Source organism: Marinobacter mobilis (assembly GCF_900106945.1).
GTDB classification, from domain to species: domain Bacteria; phylum Pseudomonadota; class Gammaproteobacteria; order Pseudomonadales; family Oleiphilaceae; genus Marinobacter; species Marinobacter mobilis.
In genome coordinates, this window is record NZ_FNNE01000002.1 from 437,543 (window position 1) to 464,062 (window position 26,520).

Annotated in this window: 25 protein-coding genes; 16 read left to right on the forward strand and 9 right to left on the reverse strand. The window is 57.5% G+C overall.

Annotated elements, in window-relative coordinates; genetic code table 11:
- Nucleotides 1-146: 146 nt before the first annotated feature.
- Genes lptB through BLV11_RS04580 form a run of 5 tightly spaced genes read right to left on the reverse strand, consistent with a single transcriptional unit; the run spans nucleotide 147 to nucleotide 3,532 of the window.
- On the reverse strand, nucleotides 147-872 hold the full coding sequence (gene lptB, locus BLV11_RS04560) for an LPS export ABC transporter ATP-binding protein (RefSeq protein ID WP_091811764.1): 726 nt from the start codon (nucleotides 870-872) through the stop codon (nucleotides 147-149).
- 12 nt (nucleotides 873-884) lie between these two features.
- A complete protein-coding gene (gene lptA, locus BLV11_RS04565) occupies nucleotides 885-1,436 on the reverse strand; it encodes a lipopolysaccharide transport periplasmic protein LptA (protein ID WP_091811765.1) in 552 nt (183 codons plus the stop codon).
- Nucleotides 1,408-2,010 (reverse strand): LPS export ABC transporter periplasmic protein LptC, encoded by a 603-nt coding sequence (lptC, locus tag BLV11_RS04570; protein WP_175528284.1) that lies wholly within the window; start codon nucleotides 2,008-2,010, stop codon nucleotides 1,408-1,410. Before lptC ends, lptA begins: the two co-directional genes overlap by 29 nt.
- On the reverse strand, nucleotides 2,010-2,564 hold the full coding sequence (gene kdsC, locus BLV11_RS04575; protein ID WP_091811766.1) for a 3-deoxy-manno-octulosonate-8-phosphatase KdsC: 555 nt from the start codon (nucleotides 2,562-2,564) through the stop codon (nucleotides 2,010-2,012). Before kdsC ends, lptC begins: the two co-directional genes overlap by 1 nt.
- Complete coding sequence (locus BLV11_RS04580) at nucleotides 2,564-3,532, reverse strand: KpsF/GutQ family sugar-phosphate isomerase (RefSeq protein WP_091811767.1); 969 nt, start codon at nucleotides 3,530-3,532, stop codon at nucleotides 2,564-2,566. The genes kdsC and BLV11_RS04580 overlap by 1 nt, the downstream gene beginning before the upstream one ends.
- Nucleotides 3,533-3,776: 244 nt before the next feature.
- Here BLV11_RS04580 and BLV11_RS04585 point away from each other — a divergent pair, with 244 nt between their 5' ends.
- The 11 genes from BLV11_RS04585 (at nucleotide 3,777) to BLV11_RS04635 (ending at nucleotide 12,335) form a co-directional block, all read left to right on the forward strand.
- A complete protein-coding gene (locus BLV11_RS04585; protein WP_091811768.1) occupies nucleotides 3,777-4,589 on the forward strand; it encodes an ABC transporter ATP-binding protein in 813 nt (270 codons plus the stop codon).
- A complete protein-coding gene (gene mlaE, locus BLV11_RS04590) occupies nucleotides 4,586-5,368 on the forward strand; it encodes a lipid asymmetry maintenance ABC transporter permease subunit MlaE (RefSeq protein WP_091811769.1) in 783 nt (260 codons plus the stop codon). Before BLV11_RS04585 ends, mlaE begins: the two co-directional genes overlap by 4 nt.
- Nucleotides 5,369-5,377: 9 nt before the next feature.
- A complete protein-coding gene (gene mlaD, locus BLV11_RS04595; RefSeq protein ID WP_091811770.1) occupies nucleotides 5,378-5,827 on the forward strand; it encodes an outer membrane lipid asymmetry maintenance protein MlaD in 450 nt (149 codons plus the stop codon).
- A gap of 61 nt (nucleotides 5,828-5,888) precedes the next feature.
- Nucleotides 5,889-6,545 (forward strand): MlaC/ttg2D family ABC transporter substrate-binding protein, encoded by a 657-nt coding sequence (locus BLV11_RS04600; RefSeq protein ID WP_091811771.1) that lies wholly within the window; start codon nucleotides 5,889-5,891, stop codon nucleotides 6,543-6,545.
- Nucleotides 6,545-6,874, forward strand: a complete 330-nt coding sequence (locus BLV11_RS04605) for an STAS domain-containing protein (RefSeq protein WP_091811772.1) — start codon at nucleotides 6,545-6,547, stop codon at nucleotides 6,872-6,874. The genes BLV11_RS04600 and BLV11_RS04605 overlap by 1 nt, the downstream gene beginning before the upstream one ends.
- An 84-nt stretch (nucleotides 6,875-6,958) precedes the next feature.
- A complete protein-coding gene (locus BLV11_RS04610) occupies nucleotides 6,959-7,201 on the forward strand; it encodes a BolA family protein (RefSeq protein ID WP_091811773.1) in 243 nt (80 codons plus the stop codon).
- A gap of 31 nt (nucleotides 7,202-7,232) precedes the next feature.
- Nucleotides 7,233-8,495, forward strand: coding sequence for a UDP-N-acetylglucosamine 1-carboxyvinyltransferase (murA, locus tag BLV11_RS04615; RefSeq protein ID WP_091811774.1), 1,263 nt, complete (start codon nucleotides 7,233-7,235; stop codon nucleotides 8,493-8,495).
- Between the two features lie 20 nt (nucleotides 8,496-8,515).
- The gene (gene hisG, locus BLV11_RS04620) at nucleotides 8,516-9,169 is read left to right on the forward strand and encodes an ATP phosphoribosyltransferase (RefSeq protein ID WP_091811775.1); all 654 of its coding nucleotides are present in this window, start codon (nucleotides 8,516-8,518) and stop codon (nucleotides 9,167-9,169) included.
- Between the two features lie 32 nt (nucleotides 9,170-9,201).
- The gene (gene hisD / locus BLV11_RS04625) at nucleotides 9,202-10,533 is read left to right on the forward strand and encodes a histidinol dehydrogenase (RefSeq protein ID WP_091811776.1); all 1,332 of its coding nucleotides are present in this window, start codon (nucleotides 9,202-9,204) and stop codon (nucleotides 10,531-10,533) included.
- Nucleotides 10,533-11,588, forward strand: coding sequence for a histidinol-phosphate transaminase (gene hisC / locus BLV11_RS04630; RefSeq protein WP_091811777.1), 1,056 nt, complete (start codon nucleotides 10,533-10,535; stop codon nucleotides 11,586-11,588). Before hisD ends, hisC begins: the two co-directional genes overlap by 1 nt.
- Before the next feature lie 3 nt (nucleotides 11,589-11,591).
- Nucleotides 11,592-12,335: a Nif3-like dinuclear metal center hexameric protein gene (locus BLV11_RS04635; RefSeq protein ID WP_091811778.1), complete on the forward strand. Its 744-nt coding sequence runs from the start codon at nucleotides 11,592-11,594 to the stop codon at nucleotides 12,333-12,335.
- Nucleotides 12,336-12,413: 78 nt separating this feature from the next.
- On the opposite strand, the gene BLV11_RS04640 is transcribed toward BLV11_RS04635, so the two are convergent.
- Entirely contained in the window at nucleotides 12,414-12,851 is a 438-nt protein-coding gene (locus BLV11_RS04640) for a Z-ring associated ZapG family protein (RefSeq protein WP_091811779.1), read from the reverse strand.
- Between the two features lie 266 nt (nucleotides 12,852-13,117).
- Here BLV11_RS04640 and zapE point away from each other — a divergent pair, with 266 nt between their 5' ends.
- The 5 genes from zapE (at nucleotide 13,118) to BLV11_RS04665 (ending at nucleotide 22,083) form a co-directional block, all read left to right on the forward strand.
- Nucleotides 13,118-14,215, forward strand: a complete 1,098-nt coding sequence (gene zapE, locus BLV11_RS04645) for a cell division protein ZapE (RefSeq protein ID WP_091811780.1) — start codon at nucleotides 13,118-13,120, stop codon at nucleotides 14,213-14,215.
- 68 nt (nucleotides 14,216-14,283) lie between these two features.
- The gene (locus BLV11_RS04650; RefSeq protein WP_091811781.1) at nucleotides 14,284-15,468 is read left to right on the forward strand and encodes a thiolase family protein; all 1,185 of its coding nucleotides are present in this window, start codon (nucleotides 14,284-14,286) and stop codon (nucleotides 15,466-15,468) included.
- Nucleotides 15,469-15,765: 297 nt separating this feature from the next.
- Nucleotides 15,766-17,607 (forward strand): DUF1302 domain-containing protein, encoded by a 1,842-nt coding sequence (locus BLV11_RS04655; protein WP_091811782.1) that lies wholly within the window; start codon nucleotides 15,766-15,768, stop codon nucleotides 17,605-17,607.
- Between the two features lie 31 nt (nucleotides 17,608-17,638).
- Nucleotides 17,639-19,000 (forward strand): DUF1329 domain-containing protein, encoded by a 1,362-nt coding sequence (locus BLV11_RS04660; RefSeq protein WP_091811783.1) that lies wholly within the window; start codon nucleotides 17,639-17,641, stop codon nucleotides 18,998-19,000.
- Between the two features lie 383 nt (nucleotides 19,001-19,383).
- Nucleotides 19,384-22,083: a LuxR C-terminal-related transcriptional regulator gene (locus BLV11_RS04665; protein WP_091811784.1), complete on the forward strand. Its 2,700-nt coding sequence runs from the start codon at nucleotides 19,384-19,386 to the stop codon at nucleotides 22,081-22,083.
- A gap of 29 nt (nucleotides 22,084-22,112) precedes the next feature.
- On the opposite strand, the gene BLV11_RS04670 is transcribed toward BLV11_RS04665, so the two are convergent.
- The 3 genes from BLV11_RS04670 to BLV11_RS04680 form a co-directional block, all read right to left on the reverse strand.
- On the reverse strand, nucleotides 22,113-23,054 hold the full coding sequence (locus BLV11_RS04670; protein WP_091811785.1) for an acyltransferase: 942 nt from the start codon (nucleotides 23,052-23,054) through the stop codon (nucleotides 22,113-22,115).
- Nucleotides 23,055-23,102: 48 nt separating this feature from the next.
- Nucleotides 23,103-24,038 (reverse strand): glucosaminidase domain-containing protein, encoded by a 936-nt coding sequence (locus tag BLV11_RS04675; protein WP_091811786.1) that lies wholly within the window; start codon nucleotides 24,036-24,038, stop codon nucleotides 23,103-23,105.
- Nucleotides 24,039-24,182: 144 nt separating this feature from the next.
- Nucleotides 24,183-26,378, reverse strand: coding sequence for a hypothetical protein (locus BLV11_RS04680; RefSeq protein ID WP_091811787.1), 2,196 nt, complete (start codon nucleotides 26,376-26,378; stop codon nucleotides 24,183-24,185).
- Between the last annotated feature and the right edge of the window lie 142 nt (nucleotides 26,379-26,520).

The window sequence follows — 26,520 nt, forward strand, 5'->3', positions numbered from 1 at the left end:
CTCACGGCATTGAGAAAAAAGTCTTTTATGCTCGTGACTTGTCAATACAAGCAAGTTTTCTGCCGAGTGTACTTGCTTGGGACTGCCAAAACAATCTGACAGTCGTATGACGATAGTCGGCAATCGCTCCGTATTAATCAACGGATTTACAGTCTGAATTCGTTACCAAGGTAGACATCCTTGACCTGCTGATTGGCCAGAATCTCCTCGGAGTGCCCGGAGGCAATGATGTGTCCGCCACTGACAATGTAGGCGTTCTCGCAGATGTCCAGGGTTTCACGCACGTTGTGATCGGTAATCAGCACACCGATACCCTTGTCCCGCAGGTGGCGGATAATCTGCTTGATATCGCTGACCGAAATCGGGTCAACACCAGCGAATGGCTCGTCCAGCAGGATGAACGCTGGCTCCATAGCGAGCGCCCGGGCGATCTCGACCCGGCGGCGCTCGCCCCCGGACAGGGCCATGCCAACGCTGTCACGGATATGGGTAATGTGGAATTCCTCAAGCAGTTCATCCAGCTTCTGTTCCCGCTCACTGCGTTTAAGCTCCTTGCGGGTTTCCAGGATGGCCATGATGTTGTCGCGCACGGTCAGTTTGCGGAACACCGACGCTTCCTGGGGCAGGTAGCCAATACCCTTGCGGGCGCGACCGTGCATGGGCAGGGGCGTAATGTCGGCTTCATCGATGGTAATGCGCCCATGATCCGCCGGAACCAGGCCCACGATCATATAGAAACAGGTCGTTTTGCCCGCCCCGTTGGGGCCCAGCAATCCGACAATCTCACCGCTACGGATTTCGAGGGAGACATCAAGGACGACTTTTTTCTGCTTGTAGCTTTTTGCCAGGTTGCTGGCTCTGAGGACTGCCATTCGGACCCTTGATCAGTTGCCTTGTTGTGTTTGGTTGCGGGGCTGGATCACCATTTCCACCCGACCGCCATCGTCGCCGTTAGCGCCGGAGCCTTCCGCGGTGACGACCCGGTTCTGGGTATCATAGTGAATCAGCTGGCCGCGAAACAGGTTGTTGCCCTGAGTGATGACAGCGTCTTGCTCAAAGGTCAGCCGGTTGTCCGGGGCAGAATAAGTGATGTTCTTCGCTTCTGCATCCGTGGCCTCGCCCTGACGGCTGGTCGGCTGGGTGTAGCGGGCCGGTGAGCCGCTGGCTTCGATGCGGTTGAGGCCGTTTTCATCCCGGTAGAGGATGACTCTGTCGGCCTGCAGGCGTGTGTTGAGCTGTGTAATGATCACGTCGCCGGTATAGGTGGCAATGCCGCGGCTGTCGTCCAGCCGTGCGTTGTCAGCGCTGACCTTGATCGGTGCGTCCGAATTCAGGTCAAAAGCCTGGGCCGGGTTACCGGCAAGGGCAAGCAGTGCCAGGGCGACAGAGGCGATGCCGGATTTGCGGTTATTGAGGCTTGGAATTTGCAGGCTCATACAGTCCTATTACCTGTGACTTGAGTTCCAGGATGCGGTCATCGATCCAGGCGGTCATGCCGGTGGCCCGGGTGGTGCTGCGGCCGTCTGTCATGGTGACCGGGGCATCCGTATAAACGGTTCGGTTGGCGTTATCCAGGGTCAGCTGTTCGGTTTCCAGGGTGCCCTGGCGATCTTCGCCGAGCTGGCGGGTAACAATAACATTCCCCTGCAGTTCAACCAGATTTTTCTGTTCGTGAAAGGTGCCGGTTTCAGCGGTCAGGGTCCAGGGTGACCCGGTATTCTTGTCAACGAGGGTGGCGTTGGGGTTGACCATGGTGGCCAGCTGAGTCGATTCAAACTGCTCAATCCGGGGGCTGCTGATCATGGTGTTGAGCTGGCCGCTGGCGTCAAACGAGCGATACAGTCCGTTAATGACGAAACCGTCCGGCTCGGACGGGCCGCGCAGGGATTCCGCTTCCAGCGGAGGTACCCGTTCGTCGGATTGCCACAGCAACGAAACCAGCACGGCGATGCTGACGAGCAGGGCGAGAGTTCGCACCCAGGGCCGGGTCAGCTGATCAGAGATACTCATCAACGGGGCTCCAGGAAGCCTGTCAGTGCGTTGTCGAGTTTACCCTGTGCGGTAAGGATCAGGTCGCAGATTTCACGAACGGCGCCGCGGCCACCCGTGGTGGTGGTGCAGTAGTCTGCATGCTGCTGGACGAACCAGTGGGCATTGGGCACGGTGATACCGAAGCCTGCGTACTGAATGGCTGCCAGGTCTGGAAGGTCATCCCCCATATAGGCAATGGCGCCGGGCTCCAATGACAGGGCTGATGTCAGCTCCAGCAGGGCGGTGCGCTTGTCTTCGCGCCCTTGCATCAAGTGGGGAATGCCAAGGTCGTTCATGCGCTTTTCGGTCAGCGGCGAGCTGCGGCCGGTGATGACTGCGACTTCAATGCCGGCGTTCATCAGCAGCTTGATGCCCAGGCCATCGAGAATATTGAAGGCCTTCAGTTCGTCGCCGCTGGCGCTGAACAACAGGGTGCCATCGGACATGACGCCATCCACATCCAGGGCCAGGAGCCTGATGTTACGGGCCTTTTCGAGAGCGCTTTGGGGCCAGACAGGCATAGTGCTGGTCATCAGATTACTCCGGCTTTAAGCAGGTCGTGCATGTTGATGGCGCCGGTCAGTTCGCCGTCGCGGTTGATCACTGGCAACGCGTTTATCTTGAGTTCGTCCATCAGCTTGAGCGCTTCTGCGGCCAGCTGATCCTCAAAGATGGTCTTGCCGTTGCGGGTCATGACCTCCTGGATCGGCGTGGCGTGGATGTCCAGTGGGTGGTCGAGCGTGCGGCGCAAGTCACCATCGGTGAAAATGCCCACCATGTTACCAGCCCTGTTGACGACAGTGGTCATGCCCAGGCCCTTGAGGGAAATCTCCAGCAGTGCATTGTTCAGGGTGGTGTCCTCCGCGACTTTGGGGATGCGGTCACCACTGTGCATGATATCGGAAACCCTAAGTAGCAGACGTCGACCCAGGCTGCCGCCAGGGTGGGAAAAAGCAAAATCCTCGGCACTGAAGCCGCGATCATCCAGCAATGCCACGGCAAGGGCGTCGCCCATGACCAGGGTGGCGGTAGTGCTGGATGTTGGTGCCAGCCCAAGGGGGCAGGCTTCCTGGGCAACACTGACATCCAGGTTGGCCGCCGCCTCTCTCGCCAGCACAGAGTCCGGGTTGCCTGTCATGCTGATGAGGGGGGCGCCCATGCGCTTAATCAAAGGCAGTATGGTCAGTACTTCGCTGGTACTGCCGGAATTGGAAATGGCCAGAACCACATCCTGGCCGGTAATCATGCCAAGGTCGCCATGGCTTGCCTCGCCCGGGTGTACATAGAAAGACGGCGTGCCGGTGCTGGCCAGCGTGGCGGCGATCTTTTTGCCGATGTGCCCGGATTTGCCCATACCGGTCACAACCACACGACCCTGGCAGGCCATGATGACTTCACAGGCCTTGATGAAATGGTCGTCGATGCGCTCGTTCAGGGCGTCGATGGCATCCCGCTCAATGGCGATAGCGCGCAGGGCGGCGTCCTTGAAGTGTGTGGTCATATTTTTACGGGTCCGGAGTCGTTCGGGTGCGAGTGAATTTGCCGGAGTATACCACTTTCGTTGCGGCCGGGGTCTGGTGATGGTGTCGGCTTTCCGGGGGTGCCGGGGTCACTCATTAACGCTGCATGTCATATATTTTAGGTGGTATCCGTTGAGGTTACGATGGAGTTCTACTACTGTAGCCGGCAACCTGTTGGGGGGGCTCGGTCTGTTCGTTGCCCCGCACACCAATCCTGGAACGATCATGGCGTCAGACCCGTACATTACGCTTGAGGATGTTGTTTTTTCCCGCAACGGACGGCCGATTTTTGATGGCGTCAGCCTGTCGATTCCAAAGGGAAAGATAACCGCAATCATGGGCCCCAGTGGCACCGGTAAGACAACGCTGCTGCGACTGATCGGGGGGCAGTTGAAACCGGATCGGGGGCGGGTCGTTGTGGCCGGTGAGTCGGTACCTGAGCTGGGTCGATCGGCACTTTACCGATTGCGCGAGAAAATGGGGATGCTTTTCCAGAGTGGCGCCCTGTTTACCGATCTTAGCGTCTTTGAAAATGTGGCATTCCCCCTGCGGATTCACACCCGGTTGCCGGAGGATATGATTCGCGACGTCGTGCTCATGAAGCTTGAGGCGGTTGGGCTTCGCGGTGCCCGGGAACTGATGCCCGCCCAGCTGTCTGGTGGCATGACGCGTCGGGTTGCGTTGGCCCGAAGCATTGCCCTTGATCCGGAACTGATCATGTACGATGAGCCCTTCGCCGGCCAGGACCCCATTGCCATGGGAGTGCTGGTGAAGCTGATTCGGGATTTGAACGGTGCCATGGGGTTGACCAGCGTCCTGGTGTCCCACGATGTGCCTGAGTCGCTCAGTATCTGCCACTACGCCTGTATAGTCGCGGATGGGCGTGTCATCGGCGAGGGCTCTCCGGAGCAGTTGCGGCAACACCCGTCGGAGCAGGTTCAGCAGTTTCTGCACGGTTATCCTGATGGCCCGGTTCCGTTCCATTATCCGGCACCGGCTGCGCGAGCGGACTGGGATATTTGTGAGGTTTCGTCGTGATTGATCGCATTGCCCGGATTGGGCGCTCAGGTCTGGAAGTGGCTCGCTCGTTCGGACGCTCGGGTCTGTTTCTGGCAGGCGTTCTCGCAGGTTTTCCACGGACCTCGGCGGGGTTTGCCCTGTTGGTGCGGCAACTCTACGCGATCGGCGTTCTGTCTCTGGCGATCATCGTGGTGTCGGGCTTGTTCATTGGTATGGTGCTCGCACTGCAGGGCTATACCATCCTCAGTGATTATGGCAGTGAAGATGCCATCGGCCAGATGATTGCCCTGACCCTGGTTCGGGAGCTGGGTCCGGTGGTAACCGCCTTGCTGTTCGCCGGTCGGGCGGGCTCGGCGCTGACGGCTGAGATTGGTCTGATGAAGGCCACGGAGCAGTTGTCGAGTATGGAAATGATGGGGGTGGATCCTCTGCGTCAGGTGGTGGCGCCCCGGCTGTGGGGTGGCTTCCTGGCCATGCCGCTGTTGGCGATGATTTTTTCGTCAGTCGGGATCTGGGGCGGTAAGCTGGTAGGAGTAGACTGGCTGGGGGTGTTTGAAGGTTCGTTCTGGGGCAACATGCAAGCGTCGGTTGAGTTTCTCGACGATGTCATGAACGGCGTCATTAAAAGTATTGTGTTCGGCTTTGTCTGCACCTGGATCGCGGTCTTTCAGGGCTACGATTGCGTACCGACCTCTGCGGGCATAAGCTCGGCCACCACAAAAACGGTGGTTTACTCATCGCTGGCAGTGCTGGGGCTGGATTTTGTGCTCACAGCAGTCATGTTCGGAAGTTTTTGAGGGGGAGTGATGGCGCGAAGGACGATGGAAGTCACTGTAGGTGTGTTCATGCTGCTGGGGGGTCTTGCCCTGGTATTTCTGGCCCTGCAGGTCAGCGGGCTGACTCCGGGAAGCAACGGCGAGACCTATGAGGTTCAGGCCCGCTTCAACGATGCCGGAGGCCTCACGCCGCGGGGGCGGGTGTCGATGGCTGGCGTGACGATTGGCCGGATTCGTTCCATTGAGCTGGACCGGAATACATTTCAGGCCCGTGTCACCATGGATATTGATACGGCAGTTGATAACATTCCGACCGACAGTTCAGCGATAATACGTACATCGGGATTGCTGGGTGAGCAGTACATTGATATCTCAGTGGGTGTCGATGAAACCCTGATGGCGGATGGCGATGTCTTCTATTCCACGCAGTCGGCCATGAATCTTGAGCGGTTGATCGGTAATTTCGCCAGCGGACGCTGAGCGAGGGTAATTCAAAAGTAGCGTCTGCGGGAGCCGCATGATGCGCAGTTAGGGAGTGATTATGACGTCTGTCAGCAAGTATCTGGTTATATTGTTTGTTCTGGTGCAGGCGCTTGCCGTCTCCATGGTGGCGCGCGCCAGTGAGGACCTGCTGCAGTATGTGAATGAAAGCACTCAGGAGCTGGTGACCAAGCTCAACGAAGAACGGGGGCTCTATTCGGAAAACCCGGAAGCGTTTTACCGCAGCATGGATGAAACACTGCAGGATTTTGTCGATTTTCGGCGTATTGCAGCCCGGGTGATGGGGCGTTATGCGCGCCAGACGACGCCTGAGCAGCGCGATGCCTTTGTTGAAAAGTTCAAGCGCAGCCTGTTCGACAGTTACGCCCAGGCGCTGGTGGAGTCCCAGGATTTTACCATCGAGGTTAAAGAGGCACAGGTGAATCCGGATAACGACACCCGGGCCTCCGTGCAGATGGAGGTCATTTCAGCCTCCGGCAATCGTTACCCGGTCAGCTACTCAATGTACCGCAAGGACGGCAGCGCCGACTGGCGAATGGAAAACGTGATTGTTGAAGGTATCAATATAGGCCTCGCCTTCCGGGACCGCTTTGCTCAGGAGATGGAATCCAGCGGGGGTAATATCCAGGCGGTAATTGATGGCTGGAGTGGTGCTGTTGAAGGGCTCGACTCAGACGGTGAGGTCGAAGGGCAGTAATGGCACTGGCGGCGGCAGCGACGGCTGAGGTCATTCAGGACGGTCCGGTCCTCAGGGTACGCGGGGTGCTGGATGTGGCGGGAGCCATGGCCGTCAGGGCGTCGGGCGAAGCGTTGATTCGCGCAGGCTCCGGTCCGCTGACCATTGACCTTGGTGAATCCCCGGTTGCCCATAGCGCCGCGCTTTCGCTTTTCCTTTGCTGGCAACGCTGCGCGCAATCACAGCAGCGCCCACTGAATTTTGTTGAAGTCGGGGAATCGCTGCGTTCCCTGGCGTCTCTCAGCGGTGTGGATCACTACCTCAGCGGGTTTACTGCTGAGTCGCACTGACGGCTTTGTCACGGAAGCTGACCCGCCACCCAGAATTGGTTACAATTCCGCTCCTGAATTAACTTCTCCCCGAGGACTGTTGTTATGGAAGCCCGCGAAGTTGCTGAGCTGGTAAAGAATGCTCTGCCGGACTGTGAAATTGAAGTGCAAAGCGAAGGCAACCACTATCTGGTAGTGGCCGTAGGTGAGCGCTTTGAAGGTATGTCTCCGGTGAAGAAGCAGCAACTGATCTATGGTGCACTTAACCAGCAGCTCAGTGATGGCTCCATCCATGCCCTGACAATCAAGGCATTTACTCCGGCCCAATGGGCTGCGCGCCAGGGCTAAGCCCCTGCCCACGACAAACAGGATAACTATTGTGGACAAACTACTGATTCGTGGCCGCAAGCCGCTTGATGGGGAAATCCGGATTTCCGGCGCCAAGAACTCCGCTTTGCCGATTCTTGCCGCGACCTTGCTGGCCGATGAGCCGGTCACCGTGGGTAACCTGCCACACCTCAACGACATCACCACCATGATCGAGCTGATCGGTCGCATGGGGGTGGAGTTGATGATTGATGAAAAAATGAGTGTGGAAGTCCACGCCAATACCATCAAGCATTTTCACGCTCCTTACGAGCTGGTGAAGACCATGCGTGCGTCCATCCTGGTGCTGGGGCCGCTGGTCGCTCACTTTGGTGAGGCCGAAGTGTCGTTGCCGGGTGGTTGTGCTATTGGCAGCCGGCCGGTCAATCTCCATATTCATGGCCTGGAAATGATGGGGGCCGAAGTGAAGGTTGAGAACGGTTACATCAAGGCCCGTTCCAACGGACGCCTGAAAGGTGCCCACATCTTCCTCGACACGGTGACTGTGACCGGCACTGAAAACCTGATGATGGCGGCTGCGCTGGCCGATGGTAAGACCATTCTCGAGAACGCCGCACGGGAGCCGGAAGTGGTTGACCTTGCGGAGTGTCTGATCGCGATGGGCGCGGATATCAAGGGCCATGGCAGTGCCACCATTGAGATCAACGGTGTTGAACGTCTGCACGGCTGTCATTATGACGTTCTGCCAGACCGTGTGGAAACCGGTACTTACCTGGTTGCCGCAGCGGCTACCGGTGGTCGCGTCAAGCTCAAGGACACCCGTGAAGAGTTGCTGGAATCGGTTTTGCTCAAGCTGGACGAGGCCGGGGCCACCATCAACTGTGGCAAGGACTGGATCGAGCTCGATATGAAGGGTAATCGTCCCAAGGCCGTGAGCCTGCGGACTGCGCCGTATCCTGCGTTTCCAACCGACATGCAGGCCCAGTTTGCGGCCATGAACACCGTTGCCGAAGGCACCGGAACCATTGTCGAGACCGTATTTGAAAACCGTTTCATGCACCTGCAGGAGCTGATCCGCATGGGTGCCGATGTGACCCTGGAAGGCAACGCAGCGATTATCAAGGGTGTCGATCACCTGACCGGTGCACCTGTCATGGCTACTGACCTGCGGGCGTCGGCCAGTCTGGTTATCGCCGGCCTGGTTGCTGACGGGGACACCATCGTCGATCGCATTTACCACATCGATCGCGGCTACGAGTGTATCGAAGAGAAACTTCAGCTGCTGGGTGGCAGTATTCGCCGCCTGCCGGCTTGAACTAGTGACCGGAAGGAATAATGACTGACACCATAACGATCGCGCTGTCGAAAGGGCGGATTCTCAAGGAGACGCTGCCACTGCTGGCGGAAGCCGGTATCGAGCTTCTCGATGATATCGACAAGTCCCGCAAACTGGTTTTCCCGACAACCGACCCGAACGTGAGGGTGCTGATCATTCGTGCCACCGATGTGCCGACCTATGTGCAGTACGGTGGCGCGGACCTCGGCGTTGCTGGCAAGGACGTATTGATGGAGCACGGTGGCGAAGGCCTGTACGAGCCGCTGGATCTCAATATTTCCCGTTGCCGGCTGATGACGGCCGGGCCAAAAGGGGTGGCGCCGCCTCAGGGGCGCCTCCGGGTTGCCACCAAATTCGTCAACCTGGCCCGTCGTTATTACGCCGCCAAAGGACTCCAGGCAGACATCATCAAGTTGTATGGTGCGATGGAACTGGCGCCGATTCTGGGGTTGGCTGATGAGATTGTCGATATCGTTGATACCGGCAACACCCTGAAAGCCAACGGCCTGGAAGCGCGGGAACTGATCGCCAACATCAGTACCCGGTTGGTGGCCAACCGGGCATCCATGAAAATCAAGCACCAGAAGCTTCACCCCATCATTGAAAAGATGGGCGCAGCCGTTGAACGCTGCAAAGTGGCGGATCCCGCCTGAACCAACCTCCTTTCCTGTATGCAGGGGATACTATGACTGACGTTTCCATTACCCGGTTGTCAGCCGCCCAGGCTGATTTTGATGATGCGCTGTCCAGGCTCCTGGCCTGGGACGATAGCGTTGACCATCAAGTCAATGAGTCGGTCCGTCATATCCTGCATGAGGTGCGTACTCGCGGCGATCAGGCCGTGCTGGAATTTACCGCTCGCTTTGATCAGGTTGACGCGGCTGCCGTTAGCGAACTGGAGGTTTCCCAGGAGCGTTTGCAGCAGGCACTGGCCGCAATCCCGGTGGATCAGCGGGACGCGCTTGAGAAGGCTGCGGACCGGGTACGGGATTATCATCAGCGCCAGATGCAGTCCTCGTGGCAGTATGAAGAGGCCGATGGCACCGTGCTGGGCCAGAAAGTGACGCCGTTGGATCGGGCTGGGCTTTACGTGCCTGGCGGTAAGGCCGCGTACCCGTCTTCGGTGCTGATGAATGCCATTCCGGCCAAGGTTGCCGGAGTCGCAGAAGTCATCATGGTGGTTCCGACACCAGGGGGGACTGTCAACGAGATGGTGTTGGCCGCCGCGGCGATTGCTGGCGTAGACCGCGTGTTTACCATCGGTGGTGCCCAGGCCGTGGCCGCACTGGCCTACGGTACGGATACCATTCCCCATGTCGACAAAATTGTCGGCCCCGGCAATATCTATGTGGCGACTGCAAAGCGTGAGGTGTTTGGCACCGTAGGGATCGATATGATCGCAGGGCCTTCGGAGATTCTGGTCATCTGTGACGGTGAAACCGATCCCGACTGGATTGCGATGGACCTGTTTTCCCAGGCTGAGCACGATGAGCAGGCTCAGTCGATCCTGATCTGTCCCAATGCTGAGTATCTGGACCGTGTCGAGAACAGCATTCGCAACTTGCTGCCTACGATGGAGCGGGCGGAAATTATTGCCACGTCCCTGAACAGCCGCGCCGCGCTGATTGACGTCGCAGATCTGTCGGAAGCGGCCCGGGTGAGTAACCGGATTGCCCCGGAACACCTGGAATTGTCGGTGGCGGATCCCCAGGCTCTGGTTGAGGAAATTCGCCACGCGGGCGCGATCTTCATGGGTCGATACACCGCAGAGGCGCTGGGCGACTACTGTGCCGGTCCAAACCATGTGTTGCCAACCTCCGGTACTGCCCGTTTTTCATCACCGCTGGGGGTCTATGACTTCCAGAAGCGTTCCTCGATCATTGGTTTTTCAGCTCATGGTGCGAGTGAGATGGGTAAGATCGCCTCGGTGCTGGCTCGTGGTGAAGGTCTCACCGCCCACGCCCGTTCCGCTGAATACCGTATTGAGGGCAGCGCTGAGCAGGGCGGAGTTGAGTGATGAGCAAGTACTGGAGTCCGGTCGTCAAAGACTTGGTGCCCTATGTTCCCGGTGAGCAGCCGAAGCTGGATAATCTGGTCAAACTGAACACCAACGAGAACCCTTACGGGCCGTCACCGCGAGCGTTGGTGGCCATGCAGGCGGCGCTCGATGACAGCCTGAAGCTGTATCCGGATCCCGAATCAGTCGAGCTCAAACAAACCATCGCCAGTTACTATGGGGTGAGGGGCGATCAGGTGTTTGTGGGTAATGGTTCCGATGAGGTGCTGGCCCATGTCTTTTTCGGCTTGTTCCAGCAGGACGAGCCAATCCTGTTTCCGGATATTTCCTACAGTTTCTACCCGGTCTACTGCGGCCTTTATGGAATTGCCAGTCGGGTGGTGCCCCTGAACGACCGTTTCGAGATTGACCCTGCGGACTATGAGCAGGCGAACGGTGGCGTGATTTTCCCTAACCCCAATGCCCCAACCGGTCGTTTCCTGCCTCTCGATCAAGTGGAACGGGTCGTCTCGGCCAATCCGGATCGTGTGGTGGTTATTGATGAGGCGTACGTTGACTTTGGCGGCGAAAGCGCCGTTGCTCTGGTTGATCGCCATCCCAACCTGCTGGTCATCCAGACGCTATCCAAATCCCGCTCCCTGGCGGGAATGCGTGTCGGGTTTGCCATTGGCGACAGCGAGCTGATTGAGGCCCTGCAACGGGTCAAGAACAGCTTCAACTCCTACCCTCTGGATCGTGTTGCGCAGGCTGGCGCGCAGGCTGCGTTTGAGGATGAGACGTACTTCCGTCAAAGCTGCGATGGGGTCATAGCCGAGCGTGACCGGGTCACGGCAGAGCTCGAGGCACTGGGGTTTGACGTGTTGCCATCCCGGGCGAACTTTGTTTTCGCCCGTCATCCCCTGCATCGGGGTGACGTTTTGATGACCGGTCTCAGAGAGCAGGGCGTGATCGTGCGCCATTTCAACAAGCCGCGGATTTCCGAATTTTTGCGGATTACCATTGGTATGCCGGAGCAGAACGACGCCTTGTTGTGTGCTCTTGGGAAGATGGTGTAAGCCATGGCCTCGCGCAACGAAATACTGGCTGCGGTTTCGCAATGGCTGACCCCGGACAACTTTCAGGACTACTGCCCGAACGGTCTCCAGGTTGAAGGGTGTGACGACGTAACCCGGATTGTCTCCGGGGTCACGGCATCTCAGGCGCTGGTGGATGCAGCTATTGCGCAGAAAGCCCAGATGTTGCTGGTTCACCATGGGTATTTCTGGAAGGGTGAGGACGCAACCATTCGCGGGATGAAGCGCGCGCGGCTAAAGGCGTTGCTGGAGCATGATATCAATCTGGTGGCTTACCATCTGCCGCTGGATGATCACGAGCGGTTTGGCAATAACATCCAGTTGGCGCGGATATTGGGTATTCAGAATCCTCGGGTGCTTGATGGGCTGGTGTGGCAAGGGGAGCTTCCGCAGCCGATGACCGTGGAGCAACTGGCTCGTCATCTGGAGTCCTGTCTGGGCCGGGTGCCCTTGCATGTGGGGCAGGGAGTGGCGGAAATTTCCACCCTGGGTTGGTGCACGGGGGCTGCTCAGGGCTATATTGCCAAAGCCGTGGATGCTGGACTGGATGCCTTTATCAGTGGGGAAATATCGGAACCCACGACCCATACCGCGCGGGAGTGCGGTATCCACTATTTTTCTGCGGGTCATCACGCCACGGAGCGATACGGCGTGCAGGCGCTGGGTGAGGCAATTGCTGAGCGCTTTGGCCTGGAGCACCGGTTTGTCGACTGCGACAACCCGGTCTAGGAAAGTCTGATCGCCAGAGCTGGCCCGGAGTAAGTCGAAGTCTTCCGGGCCATTATGTACCGGGCGGGGGAGTGGCGGTTACGCCTTCTCCCCAGATTTTGACGCCAGTCCGTAGTCTTCAGCCAAGGTGCCTTTTTCGCTGGGATCCACTTTTGGTGCATAGTCCCTGGGCGGCTCGACGCCATTGTCACGGTCATCGCCCAGTCGGGCTCGCGATGTTTCCTTGTCCAGTTCTTCCAGCCAGTCTTCGTCGTTACACAGCCGGTTGGCGCCGCGCGCCATGTGCTGGTTGACGTCCCGGTAGGTGTCGTTGAACCGGCGCAGCAGGTGCGCCGACTCCATAAAGTGTTCATTGACCTGGGCCTGATAGCGGGTGTATTCGCTACGAAGCTCGTCAATCTGTTGCTCGGCACGCCGCTGGCGTAGCGTTGAGCCCTGCCCGGAACGGCCAATGAATATACCAATGACAACGCCGGCGGTGAGCGCGACGATGGCTGCCAGAATCAGGTTGGTCATAAGCTACGGTGTCCCTTCATGTGATAAACGACGCCAGAAATTCTGTGGAACAGGCCTGAATTTTTGGTTGTTGGTAAGGCCTTGTCAAACTCCTGTATCCGAGTATAACGCCCTATTGCCTCGCCGCCCATGGGGATTGGCTGCGCCAATCGTCGTATTGCCTGTTGATCCGGTAGCGGAGAACAGTAGCCCCCGTGGCGAAAATAGCCAAAATCAGCGACAATAGCGCGCCGTAAAGAACCATCCAATTTCGGGAACTGCCGTCGATGACACCCTGGGAACGTTACCAGCAAGATCTTACCCGCCCTGATTTTCACAAAGATGCCGCTCAGGAAGATGCCGTCCGTCGGCTTCAGGCGCTCTATGACAACTTGGTGGACGCCGAAAATCAGCGCCAGAAAACGGTGACCCGGCTGCGCCGGAAACTGAAGAAGGGGCGTCAGGAGCCAATCAAGGGGCTCTATTTCTGGGGGGGGGTCGGACGTGGCAAGACCTATCTGATGGACACCTTCTTTGAAGCGCTGCCTTTTGAGCGAAAAATGCGGGTGCACTTTCACCGCTTCATGCAGCGGGTTCACCAGGAGCTCAAATCTCTCAAGGGCGAAAAAAACCCCCTGGAACTGGTCGCGCGCCGTTTTGCTGATGAAGCATGCGTGATCTGTTTTGATGAGTTCTTTGTGTCGGATATTGGCGACGCCATGATTCTCGCGACCCTGATGGGGGCGCTGTTCAGTCGTGGAGTGTCGCTGGTTTGTACCTCGAACATCGTGCCAGACGGCCTGTACAAGGACGGCTTGCAGCGAGCGCGCTTCCTGCCAGCCATTGAGTTGGTAAAAAAGCACACCGATGTGGTCAATGTTGATGGCGGCGTCGATTACCGCCTGCGTACCCTGGAGCAGGCGGAGCTGTTTCATTATCCCCTTGACGACAGCGCTGATGTCAGCCTGGCTCGGAGTTATGAGAGTCTTGCGCTGGAAGCGGGCAGTCATACCCTTGACCTGGACGTTAACGGCCGCAAACTCAAGGCTTTGAGGCATGCCGACGATGTGGTCTGGTTTGAGTTCGCGGAACTCTGCGACGGACCGCGGAGCCAGAATGACTATATTGAGCTGGCGCGGGAGTTTCACGCAGTCATCGTGAGTAACGTGCCGGTAATGGGCGGAGACAAGGACGATCAGGCCCGTCGTTTTATTAACATGGTTGACGAATTCTATGACCGCAACGTCAAGGTCATCATGTCTGCCGCAGCCCCTATCACAGAGCTTTATGCCGGAGGAAGGCTGAGCTTTGAGTTCGAGCGTACGGAATCCCGTTTATTGGAAATGCAGTCACGGGAGTACCTCGAAGCACCCCATCGCCCGTAGTTTCGGGTGGAGATGATCAAAATAATAAAAATACCCCTATCCCATTGAATTAAGAGGTCCAGAGAGTCATGAGTAACGACAGCGTAGTGATTGTTAGTGGTGTCCGTACCCCCATGGGTGGATTCCAGGGTTGCCTGAGTCCAGTATCAGCGATTGAGCTGGGTGCTCTGAGCATTGCCGAAGCTGTTCGCCGTGCGGGTATCGAGTCGGCCGACGTTCAGGAAATCATTATGGGTAACGTGTTGCCTGCGGGTCTGAAGCAGGGTCCGGCTCGCCAGGCCATGCGCAAGGCGGGGTTGCCCGATAGTACCGGTGCCACCACCATCAACAAACTCTGTGGTTCCGGTATGAAAGCCACCATGCTGGCCCATGACCTGATCAAGGCCGGTAGCAATGACGTGATGGTTGCTGGTGGTATGGAAAGCATGTCCAACGCGCCCTATATCCTGCCCAATGCCCGTAAAGGGTACCGCATGGGTGCGGGTGATACTGTTCAGGATCATATGTTTCTGGACGGGCTGGAAGATGCCGAAACCGGTCGTCTGATGGGGGCATTTGCCCAGGAAATGGCGGACAAGAAGGGCTACACCCGGGAAGAGATGGATAATTACGCCATCAACTCCCTCAAACGTGCTCAAAATGCCATCAAGGAAGGTCTGTTGAAGGATGAGATCGTGCCGGTCACGGTCAAGTCCCGCAAGGGTGATGTCGTTGTTGAAGAAGACGAGCAACCGTTGACCGCTAACCTGGACAAGATCCCTACCTTGCGCCCGGCCTTCAGCAAGGACGGCACTGTAACCGCCGCCAACGCGTCTTCCATTTCCGACGGTGCGTCTGCTCTGGTGCTGATGAGTGCTGCTGAAGCTGAGCGTCGCGGTCTCAAGCCGCTGGCACGGATTGTGGCTCACGCGACTCACTCCCAGCACCCGTCCGAGTTCACCTGTGCACCGGTTGGCGCGATCAATACCCTGCTTGATAAAGCGGGCTGGAGCAAGGATGAGGTTGATCTGTATGAGATCAACGAAGCCTTTGCCATGGTTGCAATGATGCCAATTCGCGAACTGGGTCTGGATCCTGAGAAGGTGAATGTCCACGGTGGTGCATGCGCTCAGGGACACCCTGTGGGCTCCACCGGTTCCCGTCTGCTGGTAACCCTGATGTACGCCCTGAAGCGTTACGGCAAAAGCAAGGGTGTGGCGTCGCTGTGCATTGGCGGTGGTGAGGCTACGGCCATGGCGATTGAGCTGATCTGATCCGGTCACTCAATGCTCTGCTAAAGGCGTTCCTGAGGGAACGCCTTTTTTTTAGTTGTAACCCGCTGAGATAGCGAGGGTGTCTGACTGGTTGCCCTCCGAATTGTTGTCTATATTGAGGCAGTGCGGGACATGGGGAGTGATACCCCAAACAGAAAATCATACTTTTGACTGATCAAAGCATCAGGCAGCCTAGCTATAGTGCGAGCATCACGAGCACTGCGCGTGAAGCCTCCAAATACGTAAGCACCAATAATCAGAGCAGCGACTCAGAACAACAAATGGAGTAGCCTTCCAATGACAAGAAAAACTCACCAACGGCTTTCCTGGGCCAAATTGCCTTTGGCCGTAGCTGTTGCAGCTGGCATGTCCGGTCAGGCGTCAGCGTTTTCATTCTACGTAGGGGATGTGGAAGCCTCTTTTGATACCAACCTGTCGGCGGGTGCTACATGGCGTGTAGCTGAACGGGATCGCCGATTGATTGCCCAGGGTAACCAGGGTCCGGAATACGCCCCAGGCGGATCTCTGGCCAACATCGGTTCTTCCAGTAACAACTTCGATGACGGCAACCTGAACTTCGACAAAAACGACACGGTGTCCAAGATCGTCAAGGGCACCAGTGAATTGTTCATGAGCTACGACGTCGACAGCGACGTGCTGACCCGTGTCGGTGGCTTTGTTCGCGGTCGTTACTGGTATGACTTCGAGCTGAAAGACGAAGCTCGTGCCGTCGACTACGTCGGTCAGCAGCGTGAACTTAATGACCAGGCCAAGGGCAACGCCTCTGGTGGGGAGTTCATGGATGCCTACATCTTCACTGACTGGTACGTTGGTGACGTACCGCTGAGTGTCCGCTACGGCAACCAGGTGGTGAGCTGGGGTGAAAGCACGTTCATCCAGGGCGGCATTAATACCATCAACCCGATCGATGTGCAGGCTTTCCGGGCTCCTGGTTCCGAATTGAAGGAAGCCCTGTTGCCGGTCGAGATGCTTTACCTGTCTGCCGGTGTCACCGAAAACATCACCATTGAAGGTTTTGTACAGACCGATTGGGAGCCTGTGCGTCCGGACGACTGTGGCACCTTCTTCTCGACCAACGATTTCGCCGCCGATGGCTGTGGCCCTGTGTTGCTGGCTGGCCAGCTGCCGGATTCCCAGGCTTTCGCTCAAGGGTTCATAGCCCCGCGTGTTGGTGATGAGCAGCCGGATGAAAAGGATCAGTTTGGGGTGGCCATGCGCTGGTACATTCCGGAGCTGAATGAGTCCGAACTGGGCTTTTACTACATCAAGTACAACAGCCGTCTGCCTTACGTGAGCGGCGTTGTTAACGATCCGGCTAACGGCAAAATCTTCCCGGATTACTTCATCGAATACCCGGAAAACATCAATCTGTACGGCATCAGTATCAACACCACCGTGCTGAATGGCTGGTCATTGGGAGCCGAGTACAGCTTCCGCGACAACATGCCGTTGCAGTGGAACGCGTTCGAGCTGATTTACGGCGGCCTGCAGCTGAATAACCCGGTTACCGGTGATCCTGCAAGCCTGTTGCAGATCCAGCGTGAACAAGAAGCGGGTGGCTCTCTGGCGGGCCAGGAAGTGGCTGGTTGGGATACTTATAACGTTTCCCAGGCTCAGTTTACCCTGATCAAGTTCTTCGATCAGGTCATGGGTGCGAGCCGTATGTCGCTGATCACCGAATTCGGCGCGACTTATGTTCACGACCTGCCTGATCTGGATGAAGCCCGTTATGGCCGTTCCGGTAATTTCGGTATCGGTACTCTGGACGGGGGCGCGTGTCAGCTGCTCAACATCAACCAGAATAACTGTACCAATGATGGCTTCACCACGGACTTCTCCTGGGGCTACCGTGCCCGGCTGGTGTGGGACTACTCAAACGCCTTTGCCGGTATCAATTTGAAGCCACAGCTGGCCTGGTCGCATGACGTGAAAGGTTTTGCGCCGTCTCCAGGTGGCAATTTCCAGGAAGGAAGCAAGGCGCTGGGTCTGTCGCTGACGGGCGTCTACCAGAATCAATACTCCGCGACCATTGGGTATACCAACTTCTTTGGTGGCAAACCGTATAACGAAAGAACTGACCGAGACTTCGCGAGTGCGAGCGTATCCTACTCGTTCTGATAGGCCTGAGTTCGTTTTTGAGGAAAACCAGATGAAATTTAACAAGACCCTACTGGCAACCGGTGTGTTGACAGTCTCCATGTTTGCTACTGGTGCTCATGCTGCGGTTTCCGCAGCTGATGCCGCCAAGCTCGGCGATACCCTGACCCCCATCGGTGCAGAAATGGCTGGCAATGGGAATGAAATCCCGGCTTGGGATGGCGGTTTGCAGACCATTCCTGCGGGCTACAAGAACGACGGCATCTACCTTGACCCGTTCGCAGATGAAGAACCTCTGTTCATCATCAATCAGGGCAACGTCAACGAGCATGCTGAGCGTTTGTCCCCGGGCCAGATCGCTATGATCAACAAGTACCCTGATTATGTGATCCCGGTTTACCCGACTCACCGGACGTCAGCGTACCCGGATAACATTGAGCAGGAAACCGTTGCCAATGCAACCAGCGTTGAGTTGGTGCAGGGTGGTAATGGCCTCGCCAACTATCAGAACGCGACGCCGTTTCCCGTTCCGCAGAATGGTCTGGAAGTGATCTGGAACCACATTACGCGTTACCGTGGGGGTTCTGTGCAACGAAATGTTGCCCAGGTTACGCCGCAGGAAAATGGTGCATACAGTCCTGTTAAGTTCCAGGACGAGCTGACCTGGCGGGCATCTCTGACCGATTACGATCCGAACGAAGATGCCAACGTATTGTTCTACTTCAAGCAGGCCATCACCGCCCCGGCTCGTCTGGCAGGTAACGTGCTGCTGGTTCACGAAACCATCGACCAGGTGTCCGAGCCGCGTCGCGCGTGGCTCTATAACGCCGGTCAGCGTCGTGTACGCCGTGCTCCTCAGGTCGCTTATGATGGTCCAGGTACCGCGTCCGATGGCATGCGTACCTCGGATAACTTCGACATGTACAATGGTGCCCCTGATCGTTATGACTGGGAGCTGGTGGGCAAGAAGGAAATGTACATTCCGTACAATTCCTATCGTCTGGTTGACCGCAGCCTGAGCTACGACGATCTGGTCAAGCCTGGTCACATCAACCAGGATTACACGCGTTACGAACTGCACCGGGTATGGCATGTTCGCGCCACTCTGAAGAGCGGCCAACGTCATATCTACGCACAGCGTGACCTCTATATTGATGAGGACACCTGGCAGGCGTCTGTCATCGATCACTATGATGGCCGAGGTGAGCTGTGGCGCGTCGCAGAAGCACATAACATGTACTTCTACGATCGTGACGTTCCCTGGTATGCCATTGAAACCCTGTACGACCTGCTGTCTGGGCGTTACCTGGCGAATGGTCTGACTAACGAAGAGTCGAACCCGTACCAGTTCGGTGTTGACCGGGCTTCCCGGGATTACACGCCGGCGGCGTTGCGCCGTGCTGGTACCCGTTAAACCTTCGGGCCAGCAATAGAAAACGGCAGGACCTGTGTCCTGCCGTTTTTTTTTGTCTGGATTCAGAAGGTTGTGACTGGCTATAGATGTAACAGTTTGTTCAATATTTGTCGCAAACAGGGCTCAAGCCTGTCAAATATTTTGCAGGTTGGTCCTTTTCTGGTTTAATCGACATCGCATTCATACTAAAGGCGTACCCTATGCCGGTCGCCACTACCGGGTCATACCTGAATTACCCAGAACGTAATACTTAAGGTGCGTTAAGGGCGTTCTTCTGGTTTGGCTTGAGTTCAGATTCTTAATCAATTCTTTGGCGTGCGACCTTGGGGGTATGTTCATATCGTCACCCGCAAGGCTATGTGCGCCCGGTACAGGGGCAGCGAGTGAAAGCATTCGACAGCAATGCGGCAGCGAACGATGAAGGCCAGGTTTCCCGTGACGATCGGGGGAGCGGCGAACTCATTTGGGAGCTGGTGCGACACCGAGTTCAGCCCGCCCAGCTTTCACAGAATCATTACCGCCGGCCCGAATTAACCCAGAAGCTGGCATCCACCCTAAAACCCGGTGCCATCCTGCACCTGGAGGCGCCGGCCGGTTACGGCAAGTCCGGGGAGCTACGGGCGGCGCTGGCGACACTGAGTCCGGCGCCGGCCAACATACGCTGGCTCTCGCTCAACGAGCAGGATAACGATCCCCTGCGCCTGTATGCACTTTTGGCCGTTGCGCTGACAGACCGCATCGATTCCCGTATGTCTTCCCTCGAACGCCGTGGTCAGGTGTTTGCTGATGCGTTGGAATTGCTGCTCAGTACAACGACCTTCGACCAATCAACCATTCTCGTGCTGGATGGCGTTGATCTGGTGTGTAGTCAGCCTGCTCTGGTTGTGATGAAGCACCTGCTTCGGCACCAGCCGAAAAACCTGACGCTGGTGCTGATTTCCAAAAAGTCATTGCCGTTTGAGACGCACAGCTTTGAGCTGGAAGGACGCTTTACCCGAATTACCGCAGAATCCCTGGAGTTCAGCCGGGAGGAAACAACCGAGTTCTTCCGCCCGGCGCTGGAAAGGGGGCTGCTCACCCAGGTTGCCATTGAGCATCTGTACAGTCTCACCGAAGGCTGGATTACGCCGTTGGCGCTATACCTCAGGGAGCTTGAGTCACAGGGGGCAGGGCGGGTACCGGTACAGGAATCCCGGAGTGTGGTGGCGTTCCTGCGAAGTCTGGTGCAGGAGCAAATGTCTCCGGCACAGGTGCGCTCACTCGCCATCATGGCGGAACTCGAAGTGATGAACGACGAGCTTTTTCTGGCCATTGCCGACGGTCAGTGTGATCGACAGTTCCTGCCGTCTGTCGCCGTTGCTCAGGGCCTGCCGGTTCGCTGTATTCCCAATCGTGGTCACTGGTACCGCATGGTGCCGCTGGTTCGGGAATGGTTGCTGGCGTCGCCGATGTTGGGACGGGAAGCCCGGGCAACCCTCGCCTGTGAATGGTTCTACGAGCACGGCCAGTATGGCGAAGCCTTACGCTACGCTCTGATTTGTCATGACCCGGAGCGTGCTGGCCGAATCGCGGCAAAAGGTTCCGAGGCCTTGCTGGTGGGTCAGGATACGGCCTCCTTGCTTAGCCTGGCGCAGTCCTTGCCCAGTGAGCTTATAGATGGCAGCCCCCGGCTTCGTGTGGTCTATAGCTGGGTCCATGCCTTTGGCGGCCAGTTCGCAGAGGCGCGCGCGTTGCTGGATGGGATTCCTGATAGCTCACGCCAGGCGTTGAGAGGGCGTCTGGCGGCATCGCGGGTGTTCCTTCTCAGTGGCGAAGGGCATGTACAGAAGGCTCTGGCCGAGGCCGAAGCTGCATTGGATGAGCCGGACCTGACCCCCCATGGCCGGCTGATCACCCTGTTGGTCAAGTCCAGTGCCCTTTGTGCATTGGGCAAGTCGGCGGCGGCTCGTGAGGCGCACCGGGATGCGGCCAAGCTGGCACGCCAGTCCGGCGACGCGGGCGCTGAGTTGCTGGCGGTCTACGCCCATTCCAAGATCGAGCTGAGCAAGGGGGCGCTTAAGCACGCCGAGAACCTGCTCAGAACAGGGCTGGACGCTGCCGCCAGTGAACCAGTGCGGCCGCCGAGAGCCGGTGAATCAAGGCTGATGCTCAACCTGGCTCTGGTGTTGTGGCATCAGGGACGGTTGGCCGAGGCGAACCATCTGTTGATCCGCTTTGTACGTCAGGCCGAAAAAGGGCGCGATCTGGTGCTGCTGGTGGCCTTGTCGCTGAGGACACTGAGCGCCAAGGTGCAAGGCCGGCTGGAGGAAGCGTTTTCGTGGATAGGGCAGGCGGAACGGGTCATGCAGGCCTGGCACGTGGACGAAGTGGTGTATGAACCGGTACTCGAGGCGCTGAAGATCAGCTGCTGGCTGGCACAGGGCCAAACTGACAGTGCTGCTCAGGCGATGGCTCGTCTGAAACCTTACCGTGAACAGCACCGAATTCTTGAGCTGTTCCCGATGATGCCAGGCTTGCTGGATACTCTGGAAGTTCGTCTGGCCCTGGCCAATGACCAGATCGAAGAAGCCCGTACGCTGCTCGATAGCAAGGCCTTTCCAGATGACCATGACACCCCGTTTGGCCATCGCCTCCATGGTGGGTTGTTGAAGGCTTTGGTGTTGTTCCGTCAGGGCTCAAGTGGCAAAGCGTTTGAGCTGGTAGCGAAACTGGTTGATCAGGCTGGTGCGGAGCATTACGTCAGCCCGTTTTTAGAGTTGCGAAGTGAAATCCGCGACTTGGTCGTTCAGGTACTGGCTGGCATGGGGCGGTCGCCGTTTACCGATACCCTGCGAACCCTTTACGGTGTAGAAGCCAGTGCCGGCGAGGGTGGCCGGGGGGTTGAGCTCCCCGAACCGATCAGTGACCGCGAATTTGGGGTGCTCGAACTGATTGCCATGGGCTTGTCCAACCAGAGCATTGCCGACAAACTCCATATCTCATTGCACACCGTCAAGACCCATGCCCGTCGTATTAATGCGAAGCTCGGTGTGCGGTCCCGCACCCAGGCGATTGTCCGGGCACGGGAATTGGGCTTGCTGTAGCCGTGGCTTCGGCCCAGGCCCCCCCAGTGTCAGGATGATTCGGCGACCGGCTTGGATTCGGGGTTTCTTGCGGAGGAAGGGGCCTGTTTCAGCTGGTCGATCAGGAGGTCCTTCTGGCCCCATAACCCACTTACCCATTGCTGGAATTCGTCACGGATGACGTCGTCGTTCTGGTAGTCCATGCCCAGAAACTGCTGTGGAATTTCCACGGTACGTACATCGATCACCACGCGCTTGATGCGCCCGCACAGGAAGTCCCAGAATCCCGCGTGGTTATCAGGATAGACAATGGTGACGTCGAGCATGGTGTGCAGCGTGTCGCCCATCGCCCCCAGAACAAACGCAGTGCCGCCGGCTCGTGGTTTTAGCAGGTTCCGATAGGGGGACCCCTGAGCGGCGTGCTTGGCTGGTGTAAAGCGGGTGCCTTCCATGAAATTGAAGACGGTTACCGGGGTATAGCGGAACTTTTCACAAGCCTGGCGGGTGGTTTCCAGGTCTTTGCCTTTCAGCTCTGGGTTCTTTTCAATCTGTTCGCGGGTATAGCGACGCATGAACGGGAAGTCGAGGGCCCACCAGGCAACGCCAAGTAACGGAACCCAGATCAACTGCTGTTTCAGGAAGAATTTCAGCAGCGGGATGTGCCGGTTCAGGGCGTACTGAATGGCGGGAATGTCGGCCCAGGTCTGGTGGTTACAAGTGACAAAATACCACTGGTCGGGGCTGAGGTTCTCAACCCCGCGGATGTCCCACTCGACCCTGTGCAACAGGTCGTTCACCCGGTTGTTAATGCCAATCCAGATAAACGCTATGAAGTTCAACGCGATGGTGCACAGACGGCGAAAACCTTCGGCAGGCACAATCAGCTTTGCCAGGGCGAATGCCAACAGCACAGGGAACAGCAGCAGGGTGTTTAGCAGGATCAAGGTGACCGCAAGGATTCCCCGGAGGGGGGCGGGCAGGAAGTTCAACATGCTTTGACTATCTCCGGTGTTATGAATCGCGGGCTGGTTAACAGTGACTCAGCCTTCATTGTCTGAAGCCTGACGACTGGATGCCAGAGGCTCGGAAATCTGCTGTTCATCGTCACTGGCGGCAATCAGGCGAAGGGTCCGGGCGCTTCGATTCTCCAGTAACGCGTTGAACTGACGATCAAAGTAGCCCAGGTTATTGTGGTGAATCATGCTGCGGATTTCCTCAACATAAGCCTGGCCACGCTCGGAATAGCGGGAAAGCCCCTGGGCGAGAAGGGCTCCGTCCGCAAATTGTCCGTTATCCCGGGCCTGTGTACGAAGTTGTCGTAGCTCCCGGTAGGAGCGATGGCGATTGATGTTGAGAATGTACCCGGTTACTGAATCGTAGGGCGAATCAAAAGATGCCACCTCGTGGTTGGCGCCGTCAACGCGATTCAATGGCACCAGCCCGCAGCCACGGGTAAAGCACCACTGGCCAAAAAGGTTGTTGCCAACACGGGCAAAACGGGAGGTTCCCCAGGCCGATTCATTGGCAGCCTGGGCGAGAATGAGCGAGGGCGGAATGGCGTCCAGCTTGTGTGTAAGTTCCGTCAACGTGGCCGCACTGCCCGGCTCACCGTCGACCCGCAGCCGCCCCATCAGCTTGTCGAGCCATGCCAGTTCGTCTGGTGACAGCGCGGGCTTCTGTGCCAGTGTCAGCAGGTATTGGCGGGCCAACAACAGGCGGGAGTTGGCGAGCACAATGCGGGGGTATAGGAATGAAAAGAACGCGGCTTTCTTTTCCGTTGTGTCCCGGTAGTCAGAGAAAACGGGTAGCGGGGCTTTGGCCCACGCCGGCAAGGCGGGTAACTGGCCGGAAGCTGACAGGCTGAAATCGTCGTTACCGTCGGGATCGAGACTCAGGTTGCTGCCATGAAATACGCTGAACACCGCCACCATTGCCAGCGGCACGAGTAACAAACTTGCCCGGAAAACAGCAGACATAAAACCTCACTCTGTATACAGCTTGTAGGCAGTATAACAGGTAAGGCGGTGGAGGCCGTTAGCTGAGGCAACCCTGAGACTGGGCCATTGTGGCAAATGGTTGGCTGCGGGCTGCACTGGCAGGGGGTGCGGGAAAGGGCGAATCTAAGGCAGCTTGGTCGCCATTACCAGACCTATGACTTTTTCAGACGCCCCGTTGTCCACTAATCGAAAGAACATCTTTTCCTGGTCGTCGGTGACGAAGCCGGTAAGTTCGAGGCTGTTCCCGGTGAGCTGAATCTGGCCATTACCGTTATCGATGTAGTTCAGAGTGAGCGTTTGCGAGGCATCGGCGGGCTTGCTGACGAACTGGGGCAGTACCGTATGCTCGACTTCTAGAGCGGCCAGCTGAAGGGTGGCTGTGGTGGGAGAGTCCAGGGTGAGGGTCGCGTCGCTGAAATGGGTCAGCCGGTTGCTATTGGTGTCCAGTCCAAGGGAAAAGCCCTGCATGCGGTAGCGACCTTCCGCTGGTGCGGGCGCTGAGGCCTGCTGTGCGGCAATGAGCACACCGTCACCCAGATCTTCCGGACCGGTCACATCGAGGACATTGTCGAGGTTGAACGCAAGCAGCGATCCATCGGGTGAACTGGCGCCGATGAGCGTGCCGGTGTAGCCAGCACCGGCGGAAAGGTTGAGCCGCCCGGTTTGTTGCTCGCCGCTTGTCAGCCGGGATGGTCGCAACGACAGTGCGCGGCCTGTCGCCGTTCTCGTGGCGCCGGTTGTGGTGACAGTGGCGTCGGAACCATTACGTTCCAGCCCCTGATAAGCCAGCAGTTCGGCAACGGCAAGTCCATCCGGGTCACCCGTGTCGGTCACACTCCAGGTTCCAACATCGGCTTCAATAACCATCGGCGTGATGGCGCCGCCGCCGGAGAACAGCAGGTTTAGGCGGACGATGTTGTAGTCCTTGTCGACCAGGTTGCTCAGGGCGAAATCCTGGGTCTGGGCCAGATTGACCTCAAATACCGACAGATAGTGATCTTCCAGAATGCCTTGGCGGGTCAGTTTGCCACCGGATTCGTTAAGTTCGATGGCCTTGCCGGCACTGAAATACCCGCTGAGGACTTCCGTGGGGGTCTCGCCACCCCCGCCAAGATAGGCGTCCAGATAGAACGGATTACGGGTCCAGCCGATGATCTCTGAGCTGTCACGACCACTGATGCTCTGGTATAGCGCCCGCCCGGTTACCAGACGAAGGCTGTCTTGCAGGGTGGCTGCGCCGGGCGCGGTGGTATGGCCATTGAGATCCCAGGTGTCGGTGCCGCGCTTATAGAAATCATTTCCGGATGTTTGCATCAGGGTCTCACGGTCGTAGGGAACGTCGCTGGCAAGGGATGTGACGCGGATATTGAATACCTCGAAGTTGGTCAGGGTGAGTCCCGGGTAGACATGGGCGACGCCGTTCTGATCTTGCAGAACTTCTTCCTGTGCAATTCGAACACCCCACTGGCCTGGGCCATTCAGGCTGGGCTCGCGAAAGCTTTGTCCCAATTCGATACCAAGCAGAACGGTATTGAAGTCGATGGCGGAGGCGGTGATGGCTCCCGCGGAGAGGGCATCAATCAGAGCGTAGTCGGCCATGTTGGTGACGTAGCCGGCGAAGTCGGGCCGTGCCGCCAGGCTGCTGACGGCCTGTGAAACAGAAAATCCATCGGGAACATCGATCTCGAAATCATGGATCTGGTCGTTGAGGGTGGACCAGACATATTTGTTGAGGCACAGACTGTTGGCATCGTTTTCGACGCAGGCCATCACCTGATCAAACTCAGTGCTGGTATACCCACCAAGCCCGTTATTGACCAGGTACTCCGAGAAGGGGTTGATCTTGACGTCGCGATCCTCATCGGTGGCCAGCGAGCGAAGAATGGTGTTGCCAACGTAGGCCTTGATGATGACATTGGGCCCGATTGGAAGGCCGTCATTGAAGGTGATTACCCGGCGACCACTGTCGTCACGACGGATATCGACATCCACCGATACACCTTCACGGAGAGAGGCGTCGCTTTCATAGACCTGGAGGCGATCCGGTTCGACAATACGGAGGTTACGGCGGGTCAGCTCTCCGTCGGGGGCAATGGATGCAGGCACTTCGACGGTTACCCGGATTTCATTAGCGGCAAGCCCGGAGGCGTTGTTGGAATCGCCAGTGGTGCCGGAATCGAAGTCGTCCAGTGAATTACTGCCCTCGGGGAAGGTGTTGGGACGGCTGCCGGCTTCAGACACGGCATCGCTGCCACTGCAGGCGGCAATCAAGGCGGTACAGAACACAACAGCGAGAGCCGGAAGACGAACCGTGGGCATGTCTGGGAGTCCATTCGCTAGAATTGGCGCTCAGTCTAGCAAGGACGGTGGGGCAAAAAAGTGAGTCAGGGCACGAATTGGTGTGGCTCAAGACTGGGAATCGCCGGTGAAGTGGGGACTGGCCCGACTTCACCGGCGGAGC